We start from the raw sequence: 17327 nt of genomic DNA on the forward strand, positions 1-17327 counted from the left end.
GTGACGCAACAGAAGAAGCGCTTGCCGCTCACCGTCATCGGCGGCTTCCTGGGCGCGGGCAAGACCACGCTGCTCAACCGCTGGCTGCGCGAGGCGCAGGGCCTGCGCATCGCGGCGCTGGTCAACGACTTCGGCGCGCTCAACATCGATGCGGAACTGGTCGCCGCCACGCACGGCGAGACGCTGGCCCTGACCAATGGCTGCGTGTGCTGCCAGATCGGCGACGACCTGGGCCGCGCGCTGGTGCAGGTCATCGAGTCGGCCACGCCCTTCGATGCGGTGGTGATCGAGGCCAGCGGCGTTTCGGATCCGTGGCGCATTGCGCAGATCGGCATGGCCGCGCCCGAGTTGAGCCTCGAAGGCGTGATCGTGCTGGTCGATGCCGCCGCGGCGGCGCAGCAGGCGCGCGACGTGCTGCTGGCGGACACGCTGGCGCGGCAGTTGAAATCCGCCGACCTCGTGGTGCTCAACAAGGCCGATCTCGCAGGCGCCGCCGCACTCGCGCAAGCGAACGCGTGGGCCGAGGCCACCGCGCCCGGCACCCCGCGCATCGAAGCCACCGAGTCGGCGGTGCCGCTCGCGCTGCTGTCGGGCCTGCCGCTGCCGGCCACGGGCCGCGGGCCCTGCGCGAGCGGGTGCGAACACGGCCACGATCACGGCCACCGCCACGCCCCCGACCACGGCGCAATGTTCCAGACCTGGAGCGCGCAACCCGCGGCCGCCATCCCCGCCGAGCTGCTGCGCGCGTGGCTGCGCGACATGCCGCCGGGCGTGCTGCGGCTCAAGGGCCTGCTGCGCACCGGCCAGGGCGCGAACGGCGACGAATGGTCCGAGATCCAGTTCGCCGGCCGCCATGGCTCGCTGCGCAAGGCCGGCCCGCCGCGGGACGCGCGCGCCGGCGTGGTCGCCATCGGCTTGCGGCATCGATTGCCCACGCGGGCACTGGAGCATTTCTTCGCGCGTTGAGCCGGGCCGTGTTGCAATCGCATGTTTTCAACGTGCAGGCCATCGACGCATGACGACCTCTTCGCTCCTGATCCGCCCTCCAACACCCGACGACTACGCAGCATGGAAGCCGCTGTGGGACGGCTACAACGCCTTCTACCAGCGCGAAGGCCCCACGGCCCTGCCCGACGAGATCACGCGGGTGACCTGGCAGCGCTTCTTCGATGCCTACGAGCCGGTGCACGCGCTGGTGGCCGAGCGCGACGGCCAGCTGGTGGGCCTCACCCACTATCTCTTTCACCGCAGCACCACGCGCATCGAGCCGAACTGCTATCTGCAGGACCTGTTCACGCTGCCGTCGGAGCGCGGGCGAGGCGTGGGGCGGCAGCTGATCGAAGGCGTGTACGCGCATGTGAAGCGCGTGGGCGCACACCGCGTCTACTGGCAGACGCACACGACCAACATCGCCGGGCGCGCACTCTACGACAAGGTGGCCACGCACGACGGGTTCATCGTGTACGGCACCTTCGTCTGAACTTCTGCTGAAGAAGATCGGTACCTGATCAGTACCTGATGGTCACACCGGCCTTCACGCCGTTGTTGCTCTTGCCATCCGTCAGCACGCCGCCCGTGAGCGACACGTTACCGCCCGTGCTCGCGCCCAGCGAGTAGGTCGGCCGCGGCGTGGAGGTGTCGGTGCCGATGTAGCTCCCGCTGCCGTCGGGCCGCTGCACGCCGACGGTCGCGCCCTTGGTGTAGGCCGAGGTTTCGGTGGAACTGACGTTGGGTGCCACGTAGACGGTGCCCTTGTCGTCGCTGTCCACGGGCAGTTTCACCGGCTCCGCCATTGCGGCGGTGGCGGCTGCGCAGCAGGCGGCCGCGCTCGCCCACGCAAAGATCGATTTGCTCATGCCCCCGATCCTCGCGGCTGGGCCGCACCGCGCCTGTAGGACAAGAGGCAGCCCGGCCCGATCGGCAGGCGCTTTGTCATGGCTACGGCGCGCGCGGGCGGGACGCTTGTCTCCCCGCAGAAGGGAGGCACCGCTCATGTGCGCGGGCGGCGCAATTCCTACAGTGATTTCACGGGGCAACCGCCTGGGTCCGCCATGGACTGCAGGCATTGCCGGTTGGCAGATCACTTAGGGAAACAAGCCGTCAAAAAGGTAAGACCATGAACAAGACCTTCCGAACCCTCTGGAATCCGGCGCTCGGCGCATGGGTGGCCGCGCCCGAAATCGCACGCGGCCATGCACGCACGACCGGCCTGCATGCCGTTGCCATGGCGGTGCTGTGCCTGAGTACCGGCCCGACCCTGGCCGAGGGCGGCGCGGGCGGCCAGCCTGTGGACAGTACCGCGCTGCACGCCGGTTCCGGCGGCAGCAATGGAGGTGGCGGCGCGGGCGGGCTCAATGACAGTTCGATCGCCGCGCACGGCGGCGATGGCGGGTCGTCGACCGATGCCGGTGTCACTGCGGGATCCGCCGCCGACGTGGGCGCCTTCCCAGGCGCCACGGCAGGCGCAGGTGGTGCGGCAGGCAGTTCCACGAGCATCGTCTCCCCTGGCGTGCTGCAGGGGGCGGACGGCGGCGCGGGCGAATCGCAGACCGGAGATTTCAGCAGCGGCAACGGCTATGGCGGCGGTGGCGGCGGCGGCTACCACGGCTTTCCGATGGGCTCCAGCACCTTCGCTTCCTCCGGCAGCTACACCGGCGGCAGCGGCGGTGCGGGCGGCAACGGCTACTGGGCGGCCGGCGGCGGCGGCGCCGGCGGCTATGGGTCCACCTTGATCGGCCCGCTCGGCAACTACGACGCCTTGGGCACCTCCACCGGCGGCGCCGGTGGCAAGGGCGGCGACGCCTACTCGCAGGCCGGCGGCGGCGGCAGTGGCGGCGGCGGATTCTTCATCAGCGCGGCAACGCCGGGACTCGGCTTCGGCAACAGCGGCACGCTCGCGGGCGGCGCCGGCGGCGCGGGCGGGTCCGAGCTGCTGCCGGCCCGAAGCAATGCCTCGGGCGGCGGCGGCGGCGCGGGCGGCGCCGGTGCCACGCTGGCCGGCAGCACCCTCGTCGTGACCAACACCGGCCAGATCACCGGCGGCGCCGGCGGCGCTGGTGGCGTAGGCGGCGGCGGCGCGGGCGGCACCGGTGCGCCCGGCAGCGGCGGCGACGGCGGCGTGGGCCTTCTGTCCACCGGCAGCGGCGCGACGATTGCCAACAGCGGCACCATCGCCGGTGGCGCGGGCGGCACCGGCGGGGCCAACAGCAATGGCGGCGCAAGCGGTGCACACGGCGCTGGCGGCGCCGGCATCTCGGGCGCCAACCTGAACATCAGCAACAGCGGCACCATTTCAGGCGGCCTTGGCGGCGACGGCGCCACGCGCGCATCGGCCGTGGCATTCACCGGCGGCAGCAACAGCCTGACCGTGAACACGGGCTCGTCGATGCAGGGCGCCATTGCCATCGGAAGCGGCGCCAGCGCCAGCGTGATCGCGGGAGCCGACGGCCTGAGCGTGGACAACGCACTGCTGCTGGGCGGCACGGGCACCATCGACACCAACGGCCACGGCATGGGGTGGTCGGGCCCGATCTCGGGCACCGGCGACCTGGTGAAGGTCGGCGCAGGCACGCTCACCCTGAGCGGCACCAACACGAACACCGGCGCCACCAACGTCGCGGCAGGCACCCTGCGCGCCGGCGCGGCCGACACCTTCAGCAGCGCGAGCGCCTTCACGGTCAACGCGGGCGCCACGCTCGACCTGGCGGGCCACAGCCAGACCATCGCCTCGATGGCCAACAGCGGCATCGTCTCGCTGCTGAGCGGCACGCCCGGCGCCACCCTCACGGTGCAGGGCCCCTGGGTCGGCAACGACGGCACGCTGCGCCTGGGCACGGCGCTGGGCACCAGCGCCAGCCTGAGCGACCGGCTGATCCTCAGCGGCTGCACCGCCATCGCCAGCGGCACCACCAACATACAGGTCACCAACCTGGGCGGCCTGGGCGCGCTGACCATCGGCAACGGCATCGAAGTGGTGACCGCGATGAACGGCGCCACGACCACGGCCCAGACCACCCGCGACGCCTTCCGCCTGGCAGGCGGCCACGTCGACGCCGGCGCCTACGAGTACCGGCTGCACGCCGCCGATGCGAGCGGCGCGGGCGAGAACTGGTACCTGCGCTCCGGCATCATCGTCGCGCCGCCGCCGCCGCCACCTCCTCCTCCCCCACCGCCCCCGCCGCCTCCGCCACCCGCGCCACCGGGGCCGCCTGCACCGCCCGCGCCACCGGCACCGCCTGCACCACCGGCACCTGCACCTGCGCCGGACGACGGCGCCCCCCCGCGAAGCAGCGACGGCAACACCCCGCCCACCGCTGTCGGCGTGACGGTGCCCACCTACCGTGCCGAAGTTCCGCTGTACGCGGCACTGCCCGAGCAGTTCCGCCAGTCCAACCTGGCGATGGTGGGCAACCTCCACCAGCGCGTGGGCGACGACGGCGCGGCCGGCCTCGCCACGGCCACCCCGCAGCAGGGCTACCGCCAGGGCTGGGCCCGCGTCATCAGCATGGACCGCACCATCGGCCAGGGCGGCACCGTGAGCCCCACCAGCAAGGGGCGCCTGACGGGCTTCCAGGCCGGCAACGACCTGTGGGCCAATCCCAGCTGGCGCGTCGGCATCTATATCGGCCAGCTCGAGGGCGACATGCGCGTGAACGGCTTTGCCCGCGGCGTGCAGGGCTATGGGGTCGGCTCCAGCGACCTGCGCAGCCAGTACCTGGGGGCCTACGCCACCTGGAAGAACGACAGCGGCCTGTACGTGGACGGCGTGCTGCAGGCCGGGCGCCACCGCTACACCGCGGCCACGACACTGGGCTCGGCCGGCTCCGGCAAGGGCCACAGCCTGCTGGCTTCCGTCGAGGTGGGCCAGGGCTTCCGCATCTCGCCGGAGTGGATCGTCGAGCCGCAGCTGCAGCTGGTGCACCAGCGCGTGAGCCTGGACGACGCCGGCATCATCGGCGCCGTGGTGCAGCAGCACAGCCACAGCGGCTGGCTGGTGCGCGCCGGCGTGCGGGTCAAGGGCGAGATGACCACCAGCGCCGGTCCGCTGCAGCCCTATGCGCGGCTGAATCTCTACCGCAGCAGCAGCGGCACGGACGTCACGCGCTTCATCGGTCCGGCGGCCTACACCGACATTGCCACCCGTACCGGCGGCACGAGCACCGAACTGGCAGCAGGCGCCACGCTGCAGCTCACGCAGAACATGAGCCTGTATGGCGAGGTCGGCAAGTTCTGGGCATCGGGCGGCGGCGCGCGCACGAAGAGCGGCCTGAACGGCAGCGTGGGCCTGAAGATCCGTTGGTGAGCGCAGCGGGCGGTGCGGCTACTTTCGCTGCACCGCCGCGGCGGCCGGCGCATCGGGCATTGCGAGCGGATTGCGCCCCGGCCCCTCGACGCGCGTCAGCGTGTTGCGGTCGGTGTGGTGGAAGGGCTCGGCCTGGCCCTGGATCTGCATCACGGTGTCCTGGTCGTAGGACCAGGTGCCGTCGGCGTTGATGTTCACCGTGATGTTCCACGCCAGCGTGGTGAAGGCGTGCTCGATGAAGGGGTTCGAGACGATGCCGTTCACCAGGCTGCCGCGCTCGGCGCTGAGCGTGAAGCGCGTGTCGTCGGCCTTGGCATGGCCGCTGGCCATGGCCACCTGTCCGCGCGGAATGGCCAGCGTGTGCAGCACCGTGCCGGTGGCCGGCTCCCAGAGCCAGTAGCCGACCTGGTCGTGGTACATCTTGGTGAGGCCGGGCTTGTGGATGTAGGTGTGGTAGCGCAGGCCGTACAGCAGCTGGGGGCCGTTGGTCTGCGGATCGATCGGCTGCAGCTCGTAGCGCTCGACATAGACCTGCGTCTTGGGGCCTTCACGCTTGGGCTTGACGTCGACGCCGCGGCTGCCCTCCCAGATGCCGGCCATGGCGCGCAGCGGGCCGAGGTTGGCGAGCGTGTCGGGGTCGGCGTTCGGCTCGGTGTAGATGTCTTCGGTGGGGTTCATGGTGTTGTGGGGTGTGGGCTTCGGATTTCTGATGGGGTGAACGGGCCCTAGTCGTTCTTCGATGCCGATTTGTCGGCCACAGCCAGCACCCGGTCGATGCGGCGCCCCTCGAGCGCGGCAATCTCGAAATGCCAGCCCGCGCAGTCGATGACTTCGCCGGTCTTGGGCAGGTGGCCCGAGACGGCCATCAGCAGGCCGGCCACCGTGTTGTAGCGCCCGCGCTCCTCTTCCGGCAGCTCGCGGATGCCGAGCCTCGCGCGCAGCTCCGACACCGGCATCAACCCGTCGAGCTCCCACACGCCGTCGGGCCGCTCGCGCGCCCACGCATCGGTCAGGGTGCCGGGCTGCAGTTCGCCGGTGATGGCTTCGAGCATGTCGCGCGGCGTCATGAGGCCCTGCACCACGCCGTATTCGTCGACCACGAACACCAGCCGGCCGCCGCGTTCGCGGAACTGCTCGAGCAGCTCCATGCCGGTGAGCGTCTCGGGCACGAACACGGCCGGCGCAGCCTCCTGGCCCAGCACGCCGACGTGGCCGGTGCCAAGGCGCAGCAGGTGCGCCACGCTGATCACGCCGACCACGTCGTCGAGCGAGTTGCGGCACACCGGGTACCAGGAATGCACCAGGTTGAGCGCGCCCGCGTCGGCCACTTTCTGCAGCGCTTCGGCCACGGTATCGGAGGCATCGAGCCATTCGATGTCGGCGCGCGGGATCATCAGCGACGACAGCCGGCGGTCGTCCAGGTGGAACACGTTGCGCACCATCTGGTGCTCGTGCTGCTCGATCACGCCGGCGTCCACGCCCTCTTCCAGGCTGGCCGAGATTTCTTCCTCGGTCATGGAGCGCGCGGCATTGGCGTCGATGCGCAGCAGCTTCAGCACGGTGGCCGTGGCTCCCGCCAGCAGCCACACGAACGGCTTGGCGCCCTTGGCGAGCCCGCGCATCGGGCGCGACACCCAGCGCGCCACGGGTTCCGGGTAGAGCTGGCCGATCCGCTTGGGCACCAGCTCGCCGAAGATGATGGTGAAGAAGGTGATGCCGGTCACCACCACGGCGGTGGACACCACGCTGGCCGTGCCGCGGCCCATGCCCAGGGTCTCCATCCACACCGCGAGCGGCGCCGCGAAGGCGGCCTCGCCCACGATGCCGCTGAGCATGCCGATGGAGGTGATGCCGATCTGAACTGTCGAAAGGAAGTGGGTCGGCTCCTCCATCAGCCGGAGCGCAGCTTCGGCGCCGGTATCGCCCGTCTCGGCCAGTGCTGCCAGGCGCGCGCGCCGGCTGGTTGAAAGGGCCATTTCGGACATTGCAAACAACGCATTGAGCGTGGTCAGCAAGGCCAGCAGGAGAACATCCATGAACGGGGGGTGAAAATGAAGACATGGCACTTTACTTGATCGGAGATATCCAGGGCTGCGACGCCGCCCTCCAGCAACTGCTCGACAAGATCGGTTTTTCACCCAGCCGCGACACCATCGTGCTGCTGGGCGACCTGGTCAACCGGGGCCCCGATTCGGCCGCCGTGCTGCGGCGCGTACAGGGCTACGGCGCCTCGGCGCTGAGCCTGCTCGGCAACCACGACCTGCACCTGCTGGGCGTGGCGCACGGCGCGCGCAAGTCCAGCCGCAAGGACACGCTGGCCGGCCTGCTCGAAGCGCCCGACAGCGAAGCCATGCTCGAATGGGTGCGCCAGCAGCACATGGCGCTGCACATGCAGATTGGCGGCGGCGACCTGCTCATGGTGCATGCCGGCGTGCTGCCGCAGTGGACGGTCGGCGACACGCTCGCACTGGCGGCGGAGGTCGAATCGGTGCTGCGCGGCCCGGCGCTGGGCGAATTTTTGCTCGGCATGTACGGCAACGAGCCCGCGCAGTGGAGCGACACGCTCACCGGCAGCGCGCGTCTGCGCGTCATCGTGAACGCGCTCACGCGGCTGCGCTTTTGCACCGCCGAGGGCGTGATGGAGTTCGAGAGCAAGGACGGCATGCTGCCCGGCCCCGAGGGCTTCATGGCCTGGTTCGACGTGCCCGGCCGCAAGACCGCCAATGCCACCATCGCCTTCGGCCACTGGTCCACGCTGGGCTGGCTCTCGCGGCCCGACCTGCTCTCCACCGACACCGGCTGCGTCTGGGGCGGCTGCCTGAGCGCCGTGCGCATCGGCGCCACGCTGGACGAGCGCGAGCTGATCCAGGTGAAGTGCGAGCAGTCGCAGAAGCCCGGCAAGCCGGACTGAGCGGCCTCAGCCGCGCGGCAGCCTGAAGCGGTCGAGCGCCATGCGCTGCCTGCCCTCGGCATCGAAGTTCCCGGGCGCGAGCCAGCGCTCGAAGGCCGTGCGCAGCATCGGCCACTCACCATCGGTGATCGAGAACCACGCGGTGTCGCGGCTGCGGCCCTTGTAGACCACCGCCTGCCGGAAGATGCCTTCGAACCGGAACCCCAGGCGCGTGGCTGCGCGCTTCGATGGTTCGTTGAAGTTGTCGCACTTCCATTCGTAGCGCCGATAGCCGAGTTCGTCGAAGGCCAGTTTCATCAGCAGGTACTGGGCTTCGGTCGACATCGGCGTCTGCTTCAGCAGCGGAGAAAAAGTGACGCTGCCGACCTCGATCGCGCCGTTCGCGGGGTCGATGCGCATCAGCGCGAGCGTGCCGACCGCACGGCCGCTGTGCCGGTCGATGACGGCGAAGTGCATCGGGTCACTGCTCTGCGCGGCGCGTTCGATGTGGGCGCGGGTGCCCGCCAGATCGACGGGCCGCTCGACGAACAGGTAGGTCCAGTCCCGGCCGTCGGGTGCCTGCGCATAGGCGGCGTGGAGGTCGTCGGCGTGCCTGGCGGCATCGAGCGGTTCGAGCACGCAGTACCGGCCTTCGATGGCGCGGCGCGGCGGCAGCGGGCGGGCGGTCCACCCGGGCAGCAGCGGACCGATCGACTGGCCGTATTCGTTGTGGCGATCTGGCATGAAGAAGAACTTTCAGAAGAAGAGAAAGACGGAGGAAGCGGCACGGCCGGGGACCCGCTAAAGTACATTTTTCGTGGCGCCACAGGAAGCACCACGGTTCGGCTATTTCATGGTGCCACCCACCCTCCTCACTCATGAGCCCATCGCCCCGCAACGCCGCCGCCGCATGGCTCGAATCCCCGCTTGCCAGGGAGCGCGAGGCCGGCCCGATGCAGCGCCAGTTGCACGAGCGCCTGAAGCGCGCCATTCTCGACGGCGGCCTTGCGCCGGGCAGCCGGCTGCCCGGTTCGCGCGCGCTGGCCGAGGCGCTCTCGATCTCCCGCAACACCGTCACCGCAGCCTACGAGCACCTGGCGGCCGAAGGCTATGTGCAGCCCGACCGGCAGGGCACGCGCGTGACCGAGCTGGCACCGTCCGCAAAGGCCATGCTCGCCGTCAAATCTGGCGCTGCGCCGGCCACGGCGCGGCGGCTCGCACGCATCCAGCCCGGCGCGCCGCGCGCCGAGATGGACGCCGCCCTGCGGCCCGGCATGCCCGCGCTCTCGCACTTTCCCGCGGCCGCATGGCGGCGCGCGATCGACCGTGCGATCCGCGATGCCAGCCCCGCCACGCTCGGCTACGGCGATCCGCTGGGCGAACCGCCGCTGCGCGCGGCCATCGCGCGGCACTTGGCGATTGCGCGCGGCGTGCGCTGCGAGCCGCACCAGGTCGTGATCGCCGAGGGTGCACAGGAAGCCATTGCGCTGTGCGTGCGGCTGCTGTCCAACCCCGGCGACACCGGCTGGGTCGAAGACCCGGGCTACCGCGGCGCGAAGGCGGCCATGCACGCCGGCGACATGCGCATCGTGCCGATGCGCGTCGATGCCGAAGGCCTGTGCGTGAGCGAGCGCGACTGGCACAGGCACCCGCCGCGGCTGGTCTACACCACGCCCTCGCACCAGTACCCGGCCGGTGCGGTGTTGAGCATTGCGCGCCGCCTCGCGCTGATCGCGCAGGCGCGCCGCCATGGCGCGTGGATCATCGAGGACGACTACGACAGCGAGTTCCGCCACGCCGGCGAACCCATCGGCGCGATGCAGGGCCTGGTGGACGACGCGCCGGTGCTCTACGTGGGCACCTTCAGCAAGACGATGTTCCCGTCGCTGCGGCTGGGCTTCGTGGTGCTGCCCGCGCCGCTCATGGCCACGGTGCAGAAGCCGCTCGAGGAAATGCTGCGCGGCGGGCACCGCCACGAGCAGCTTGCGATGGCCGACTTCATCGACAGCGGCCAGTTCAGCCGCCACCTTGGCCGCATGCGACGCCTCTACCGCGAGCGGCAGCAGGCGCTGCGGCTGGCGCTCGCACGCCACTTCAAGGTGCCGCACGAGATCGACGGCGGCCACTGCGGACTGCACCTCACGGTGCGGCTGCCGCCGCGCTTCGACGACCAGCGCATTGCGGCCGATGCGCTGCGCCACCGGCTCGCGCCGACCGCGCTGTCGAACTTTGCGATCCGGCCGCGGCCTTCGGACAACGGATTGGTGCTGGGCTATGGCAATACATCGGCGGAACTCTTCGAGCCGCTGGTCAAAAGACTGTCGCAGCTGGCGCGTGCGGCGGAACGCGCTTGAGAGTTCTTTTGTTTGAATAAAAAGCGGATCACAAATGCAGTGACTACATACGTCGTATGAGTGCATTTTTTCGGCAATTCAAATTGCCGGTGCAACTGCAACAAAATCCCCCAAATCGAAAGAGAACTCGCGCCTCGCCACGCATTGAAATCGCATAATTGCGATCGCTTGATACGTCTTGTCGCAGCGCACGACGACGCATCGAGAGCGGCCATATCGCTCTCTTAAGCAAAAAGTAATCAACAAAAGCGACAGCAGGGAGTCCGCGTGAAACACGCCATTGCGACATCATCCGTCGCGCCTCCGGCGATCTTGTCGATCGCATGGAGACGCCATCCATGAAGCGCCGCGTCACCATCCAGACGCCGCTGGGCGAGGCACTGCAATTCCATCGGCTGGCGGGGCGCGAGGCGCTCAGCCAGGCCTACGCCTTCGACCTGGACCTGCTGGGCAGCAGCAACGCCATCGACCCCGCGGCCCTTCTCGGCAAGCCCGCCACCGTGGCGATGGAGACCGAGAGCGGGGCCCCGCGCTACCTGGCCGGCCTCGTCACCCGCTTCGGCCTGTCGCACGAAGACAACCGCCAGGCCTTCTACAAGATGCGGTTTCGCCCCTGGCTGTGGCTGGCCACGCGCCGAAGCGATTTCAGGGTGTTTCAGGACCAGACCGTGCCCGAGATCATCGCGGCCGTGCTGGGGCGCTACGGCTACCCGCTCGAGCAGAAGCTCAGCCGCAGCTACCGCACCTGGACCTACTGCGTGCAGTACCGCGAGGACGACTTTTCTTTCGTGTCCCGCCTGTGCGAGCACGAAGGCATTTATTACTACTTCCGCCACGAAGCCGAGCAGCATGTGCTCGTGTTCGCCGACGACATCACCGGTTCGCACGCCCCGCTTCCCGGCGGAGAAACCGTGCGCTACCACCCGCACGAGCAGGCCGGCATGACCGGCGGGCTGGAAGCCAGCGAGCGCATCTACGAATGGGCGTCCTCGGAGGAACTGCGCCCTGGCCATTACCTCAACGACGACTACGACTTCGAGAAGCCCCGGGCCGACCTGTCGCATCTGCGGCAAATGCCGCCCGGGCACGACCACGACGACTTCGAGCGCTACCAATGGCCCGGCGGCTTCACCCAGCATGACGATGGCGAGAGCTATGCGCGCATCCGCACCGAGGAACAGCTGAGCGAACGCAGCCGGGTCACAGGCCGCGCCAACCGGCGCGATCTGGCCCCGGGCTGCACCTTCACGCTCACGCACCACCCGCGCGAGGACCAGAACCGCCAGCACCTGCTGCTGGCCGTGGATTACGACCTGCAGGAGAACCTGCAGGCCAGCGAAGGCGCCCATGCCTCCGAAGGTTCCGTGCAGCGCTTCGCCTTCGAGGCCCAGCCCACGAGCTACGCGTGGCGGCCCCCGCGCACCACGGCCAAGCCGTGGACCGAGGGTCCGCAAACCGCATTGGTGGTCGGCCCGGCTGGCGAGGAGATCTGGACCGACAGGTACGGGCGCATCAAGGTGCAGTTCCACTGGGACCGCATCGGCCAGAAAAACGAGAACGCCAGCTGCTGGGTGCGCGTGTCCACCGCCTGGGCCGGCGCCACCTTCGGCGCGGCCGCGCTGCCGCGCATCGGCCAGGAAGTCATCGTCGACTTCCTCAACGGCGACCCCGATCACCCGATCGTCACCGGCCAGGTGCACAACGCCGACGAAATGCCCGCCTGGCAGCTGCCCCAGCAGAAGCAGCTCACGGGCATCCGCAGCCGCGAATTGGGCGGCGGGCGCAGCAACCACCTGGCTCTCGATGATTCGAACGGCAAGGTGCAGGCCCAGCTCAAGAGCGATCACCAGAGCACCAGCCTGAGCCTGGGCCACGTCGGGCGCATCGACGATGTCACCGGCCGCCGGGACGACCGGGGCCAGGGGGCCGAACTGCGCACCGATGGCCACGGCGCCATCCGTGCCGCCCAGGGCCTGCTGCTGAGCACCGAAGCGCGCCCCAACGCCCAGGGCCACATCACCGACATGCCCGAGACGCTCGCCCGGCTCACCGAGGGACGCGACCTGCACGAAAGCCTGGGCCAGGCCGCGCAGGCGGCCAAGGCGCACGAGGCCGGCGACCAGGACGAGGTGGCCAAGGCACTGAAGGCGCAGAACGACGCCATCAAGGGCAGCGGCGGAGACAAGGCGCACGGCCTCTTCCCCGAATTCCAGGAACCCCACCTCACGCTGGCCAGCCCGGCGGGCATCCAGACGACCGCGCAGGGTTCCACCCACATCGTGAGCGGCGAGCACACCGCCATCACCAGCGGCGCGCACACCAGCGTGGCCAGCGGCAACAGCTTCCTGGTGAGCGCCAAGGAGGCGGTGCGCCTGTCCGCGGCCAGGGCCGGCATCCGCATGACCGCCGCGAAGGAAGACATCGACATCACGGCCATGAAGGCCAGCATCAACGCATTGGCCAAGCTCAACATCAAGCTGGAGGCCAACCGCATCACCATCACCGCCAGGGACGAGGTGCTGATCAACGGCGGCGGCAGCTACACCCGGTGGAATGCGAATGGCATCGAGAGCGGCACCAATGGGCAGTGGCGGGCGCATGCGGCTTCGCATTCGATGGTGGGACCGAAGAGCCTGCCAACGTCCAAGGGCTACGAGGCCAAGTGCGACCTGCAGGACAGCAGCGCCGCGGGCGGCGCATCGGCCTCCCGCTGATGAACGGCGTGCTGCCCGTGCGCCCGGATGCCTCGCTTCTGCTGCGCAGTCTGCAAAAGGGTTTTTCCAGGGCGCGGACGCAGGCGCCACTGGCCCATGCCTCCGTCGCCCGACCGTTGTCGGCCTTCATGGTGCTCGAACGCTGGCGAGACAACCCGCTCGCCGAGCACCTGCAGGAGCACCATCCGCTGTTGGCCGACGAACGCGTCGACGTGCCCGACGAGATCTATCGCGGACGCCCCGAAGCAGCGCCCACCCTCGTGCCGCTGCCCGCAGACTGGGCGGTCGATGCGCCCGGTGCCAGCACCCAGGCTGTCCTGCACACGATGGCGCTCGCGCTGGCCGCGGCACGGCTGCAGAGCGAGCGCCGCCTTGTAGAGCAGATGTTGTGCGCCATCGTCTTCAGTCCGGCAACGCCTGCGAGCATTGCAATGCACTGGGCCCGGCTCGGCTTTCAGACCTCGCCCGCTGACGGAAAAGACAAGCTGTTCCGCTATCAGGATACACGCGTCATGCAGCGCGTGTGGCCGCTGCTCGACGACGAGCAGCGCTTGCAGTGGCTCGGGCCAGTGACGGAGTGGTGGGCGTTGAGCCAACCCTGGCGGCCTTGGCCATACGCCGAAGCATTCGCCACGGGTGGAGAAGTTCCTGCCGGCAGTGGCGAAGACGCGCCCGAATGGTTCATTGCCACCCGGCCGGTCTTGTCCCAGGCTGCGGCGCCAGAACCACGGCACGAAACCATGCGCCATCTTCTGCGCCTCGATCAATGGCATGCGGCGCACGGCGCAACGACGGGTACACGGCTGTGGCTGAGCATGGCTTCGCGACGAATCCCCGTTCAACGCCAACCCGATGGAGAGACGATGACCCGGCTCCTTCGCCAAGGGGTTGAATTGGGATTGAGCCAGGAATCGGATCTGTCCGAATTTGTCGACGCGTCATGGCGGGCGCATCACTACGATGACCGACTCATCGTGCGCGACTGGTCGGCGCCCCGCGACGCGGCCGTGTTGCGACAAACGCTCGCCCTGATGTATCCGACACGCGATCACACGAACCAACCGGCCAACAGCCGCGTTGCTTCACCTGGCTTTGCCAGCGCGCTGCATGAAGCCGAGCAAGCCTTCTCGATCTCGACCAACCCCAACACTCCGCGAAGAGACTGAAGCCCATGCCTTGCGCCACCCCCTGCCGAAACTGCGATCGCAAGGGCCTGCCGATCCTGTTCACCCGCTATGCCGCCGCCTTCAGCGCGCAGGAGCAAGGGCTCGCGGCGCTCAAGCAGTTGCAGCCCTCGGGAAATTTCCAGGCCCAGCCCGGCGGCGTGACCATGCGCACGGCGCTCTACGGCGTACGCATGCTACGGCCAGGCTATCTGTACGTGCGGATCCAGAACGTGTGCAGGGCCCACCCCGAGTGGCTTGGCTACATCGTGCATCCCCATGGCTACCTGGCGCAGTTCGACGTCGGGTTTCCGGAGGCTGCCAAGTCGAACCCCGCCTGCGAAATGGAAGTGCGCGGCGCCAATGCCTCCATGGTGTGGGTGGCGGACGCCAAGAACGTCACCGAGCTGCACTACATGTTCCACCCGGACCCGATCGTGCCCAAGCACCTGTTCGAGCACATCGAGCCCCAGCGCGACACCTACATGCAGAAGTTCGATGTCGCAGGATGGCTGGGCGGCAACACGAGCCAGAAAGACACCTGCCAACCCGGACAGCTCAACAGCCAGGTGATGGAATTTTCGGCACTGAAGGACACAGCCGTACAGACCGTGGGCAGCGAACAGCACTACGGCCTCATGGGCGTACACGGCGCAGAGCGCGAGTGGGGCACCTACGAGGAGGCGCGCACCGGCCGGCATTTCGAAAAGGTGCGCAACGAGACGCGCCGCGCCGACGGCAGCGTGGTCGTCACCGACACAGGCCCCGTCACCGGCATGGCGATTGGCCCCTACATCGCACGCATCACCGGCCCGCTCTACAAGGACGCGCATGGCCCCCGGCTGCGGAAGATGGCCGAGTTCCTGACGCAGCACAAGGGCGCCGTCGTCGCATGCGACGACCCCATCGGCATTGCCCAGGAACTCAGCCTGCACCATCTCACCGCGGCCATGCCGTATGTGCAGTGGCTCAAGGAGGTCGATGCCTCGGACCCCGGCAACGCGACCGTGACGAATGCATGGAAGCACGCCGCCAGCGAGAGCATCAAGACCGTGCGCGGAGCCCTCTACAAGAAGGCCATGGGCATGTATGACGCCGAAACGGACCGCCTGAAGAGCGTCCACGACGTCCTGGGCCAGCGGCGCGCCTACCCCGTGAGCACGACGATGGTTCGGCAAAAGGACGGAACCTATGCCGAGATGTCCGTCGAGGCGATGCGGGCGCAGCGCCGGGAAGCGCTGGAGGGAGAAATTGCCGCGCGTGAATCGGACCGCCGACTCATCAGCGATGCGGAATCCAAGTCCGCCCTAGAGACGACGCTTGCGCATGTCGATGAAGTCCGGCTGACGAAGTTCGACGCCGATCACATGGCGCAGATCAAGGAGCGCGACAAGTGCATGGACAAGATCAGCGAGGACCTGATCGCCTGGCTCCAGTGCGATGCCCTCCTGGTCAAGACGCTCGGCCGCTACGACCGCAAGCCGAGCGGCATCGAAACCCGCGACGGCGCGCGCTGCGCGGGCCAGTTGTGCGCCATTCTGGAAACCATGGACAGCAGCCCGCGCGGGCGCAAGTGGTATGCCGATCTCCAGTTGTTCAAGGACGAGCCGAAGAACCTCGTGTGGCGCATGGCGACCCTGAACAACGAGGCGATCTCGCAGGAGTTGCAGCGCGTGCTGGACACACTGAAGGACACGCTGCCGCCGGCCACCGAGGTGACGGATGCAGAGACGGCCGAAGAAAGCGCGCGGCAGCAGCGCGCCTGGGCCGCAATGGCGGCGGCGCTGAGCAAGATCCCAAAGACGCTCGAGGGAAGCGAGAAGCTGCTCAAACAGGCCAAAAAGCTCGTTGACCGCGGAACGAGCACGATGGAAAGACTCGAGTCGTTGCAGAAAATCGCCGCCACCGCCATGAAGAATGTTCATTCGGTCTGGGGTATCGCGGTGGTCCAGGCGGCCCGGAAGCTGGGTGCCTCGGCGGTGGAACTGAACATGGCGAAAGCGCAGGTCGTGTTGCTGGCGCATGGCCTGGGGGACAACGCCATCGAGTTTGTGCGCCAGGAACAGCTTCTGCAGGCCGAGAAGTTGAATGCCGCCGGAACGAAGGTGGACTACAGCAACAAACACAATCCCAAGCCGGGCGGACGGACGTGGACACGACGCTACGACCATAAGGGCGAGAAGCTGCAGGCACGGGTGGATCGGGCACTGGCCTTGGGCGCCGAAAAGGCGGTGCAAAACATGCGCATTCCCTCTGTCATCGGCAGCCTGGAAATATTCGGCCTGATCCCGACCTTGGGACGAGCGAGCGAGCGCAGCGATGACCCGAGGGCGGGCAGCCAGAGTGCCGGCGCTGTCGTTGGTGCGATGGCGGCCTGGAAAAGTTGGCGAACCGACTATTACGAGAAGAACGTCTACGAAGCCATCAAGGCAGAGCTACCGCTCAAGACGCAGGAGAATCTGATAAAGGCAATGGATCACGAGCTCCGCATGCTGAAGATCGGCGCAGCCCATTGGGTGGCGTCTGCAGCAGTGGTCGGGGTTGTCTGGGATGCGGTCGATGCGTACACGTCGAGCAAACAGGATCGCGACCTGTTGATGTGGGCTTACCTCGGCCGTGCCATCGCTGGAGCAACAGCGATAGGGTCTGGACTTGCCGCGGCCTACAAGCTGAAAAACTTGAGGGTCATCTTTTGGTGCGCACGAATCAATTTCGTAACGGGAATCGCCACCCTGGCGCTCAGTTACGCCATTGAGAAGATGAAGGAAAAGGAGTGGATTTCCTGGCTCAAGGCCGAACCTTTTCGGAAAAGCGACAGTAAAACGGATCCGCATCGCAGCGAGCAGCTCATGCTCAGTGATTTGGGCAACGCGATCGCGGATATGGAGTAAAGAGCGGCAGACA

Annotated in this window: 12 protein-coding genes; 8 read left to right on the top strand and 4 right to left on the bottom strand. The window is 68.3% G+C overall.

Annotated features, from left to right (window positions below; all coding sequences use genetic code 11):
* Together EJO66_RS03805 and EJO66_RS03810 are read left to right on the top strand one after the other, a co-directional pair.
* Positions 1-966: a CobW family GTP-binding protein gene (locus tag EJO66_RS03805; protein ID WP_124956194.1), complete on the top strand. Its 966-nt coding sequence runs from the start codon at positions 1-3 to the stop codon at positions 964-966.
* A 49-nt stretch (positions 967-1015) separates the two neighbouring features.
* Complete coding sequence (locus EJO66_RS03810) at positions 1016-1480, top strand: GNAT family N-acetyltransferase (protein ID WP_124956196.1); 465 nt, start codon at positions 1016-1018, stop codon at positions 1478-1480.
* A gap of 28 nt (positions 1481-1508) precedes the next feature.
* Here EJO66_RS03810 and EJO66_RS03815 read toward each other — a convergent pair whose 3' ends face one another.
* On the bottom strand, positions 1509-1856 hold the full coding sequence (locus tag EJO66_RS03815) for a hypothetical protein (protein ID WP_124956198.1): 348 nt from the start codon (positions 1854-1856) through the stop codon (positions 1509-1511).
* 260 nt (positions 1857-2116) lie between these two features.
* Between EJO66_RS03815 and EJO66_RS03820 the strand changes: the two genes are divergently transcribed.
* The gene (locus EJO66_RS03820) at positions 2117-5302 is read left to right on the top strand and encodes an autotransporter outer membrane beta-barrel domain-containing protein (protein WP_125964661.1); all 3186 of its coding nucleotides are present in this window, start codon (positions 2117-2119) and stop codon (positions 5300-5302) included.
* Between the two features lie 18 nt (positions 5303-5320).
* Here the strand turns inward: EJO66_RS03820 and EJO66_RS03825 are convergent, their stop codons facing one another.
* Both EJO66_RS03825 and EJO66_RS03830 read right to left on the bottom strand, forming a co-directional pair.
* Entirely contained in the window at positions 5321-5980 is a 660-nt protein-coding gene (locus tag EJO66_RS03825) for an FABP family protein (RefSeq protein WP_124956202.1), read from the bottom strand.
* Between the two features lie 47 nt (positions 5981-6027).
* Positions 6028-7338: a hemolysin family protein gene (locus EJO66_RS03830; RefSeq protein WP_124956204.1), complete on the bottom strand. Its 1311-nt coding sequence runs from the start codon at positions 7336-7338 to the stop codon at positions 6028-6030.
* Positions 7339-7361: 23 nt separating this feature from the next.
* On the opposite strand from EJO66_RS03830, the gene EJO66_RS03835 reads away from it, so the two are divergent.
* A complete protein-coding gene (locus EJO66_RS03835; protein WP_125964662.1) occupies positions 7362-8213 on the top strand; it encodes a symmetrical bis(5'-nucleosyl)-tetraphosphatase in 852 nt (283 codons plus the stop codon).
* Positions 8214-8219: 6 nt separating this feature from the next.
* On the opposite strand, the gene EJO66_RS03840 is transcribed toward EJO66_RS03835, so the two are convergent.
* Positions 8220-8936: a GNAT family N-acetyltransferase gene (locus tag EJO66_RS03840; protein ID WP_125964663.1), complete on the bottom strand. Its 717-nt coding sequence runs from the start codon at positions 8934-8936 to the stop codon at positions 8220-8222.
* A gap of 134 nt (positions 8937-9070) precedes the next feature.
* Between EJO66_RS03840 and pdxR the strand changes: the two genes are divergently transcribed.
* From pdxR to EJO66_RS03860, 4 genes are all read left to right on the top strand, one after another.
* Positions 9071-10546: a MocR-like pyridoxine biosynthesis transcription factor PdxR gene (gene pdxR / locus EJO66_RS03845; protein ID WP_124956210.1), complete on the top strand. Its 1476-nt coding sequence runs from the start codon at positions 9071-9073 to the stop codon at positions 10544-10546.
* A gap of 338 nt (positions 10547-10884) precedes the next feature.
* Positions 10885-13260: a type VI secretion system Vgr family protein gene (locus EJO66_RS03850; RefSeq protein WP_124956212.1), complete on the top strand. Its 2376-nt coding sequence runs from the start codon at positions 10885-10887 to the stop codon at positions 13258-13260.
* Positions 13260-14426 (top strand): DUF4123 domain-containing protein, encoded by a 1167-nt coding sequence (locus EJO66_RS03855; RefSeq protein WP_124956213.1) that lies wholly within the window; start codon positions 13260-13262, stop codon positions 14424-14426. The genes EJO66_RS03850 and EJO66_RS03855 overlap by 1 nt, the downstream gene beginning before the upstream one ends.
* A gap of 5 nt (positions 14427-14431) precedes the next feature.
* Complete coding sequence (locus EJO66_RS03860; protein WP_125964664.1) at positions 14432-17314, top strand: T6SS effector BTH_I2691 family protein; 2883 nt, start codon at positions 14432-14434, stop codon at positions 17312-17314.
* The last annotated feature ends 13 nt before the right edge of the window (positions 17315-17327 follow it).

It is taken from the genome of Variovorax beijingensis, assembly GCF_003951285.1.
GTDB classification, from domain to species: Bacteria; Pseudomonadota; Gammaproteobacteria; order Burkholderiales; family Burkholderiaceae_C; genus Variovorax; species Variovorax beijingensis.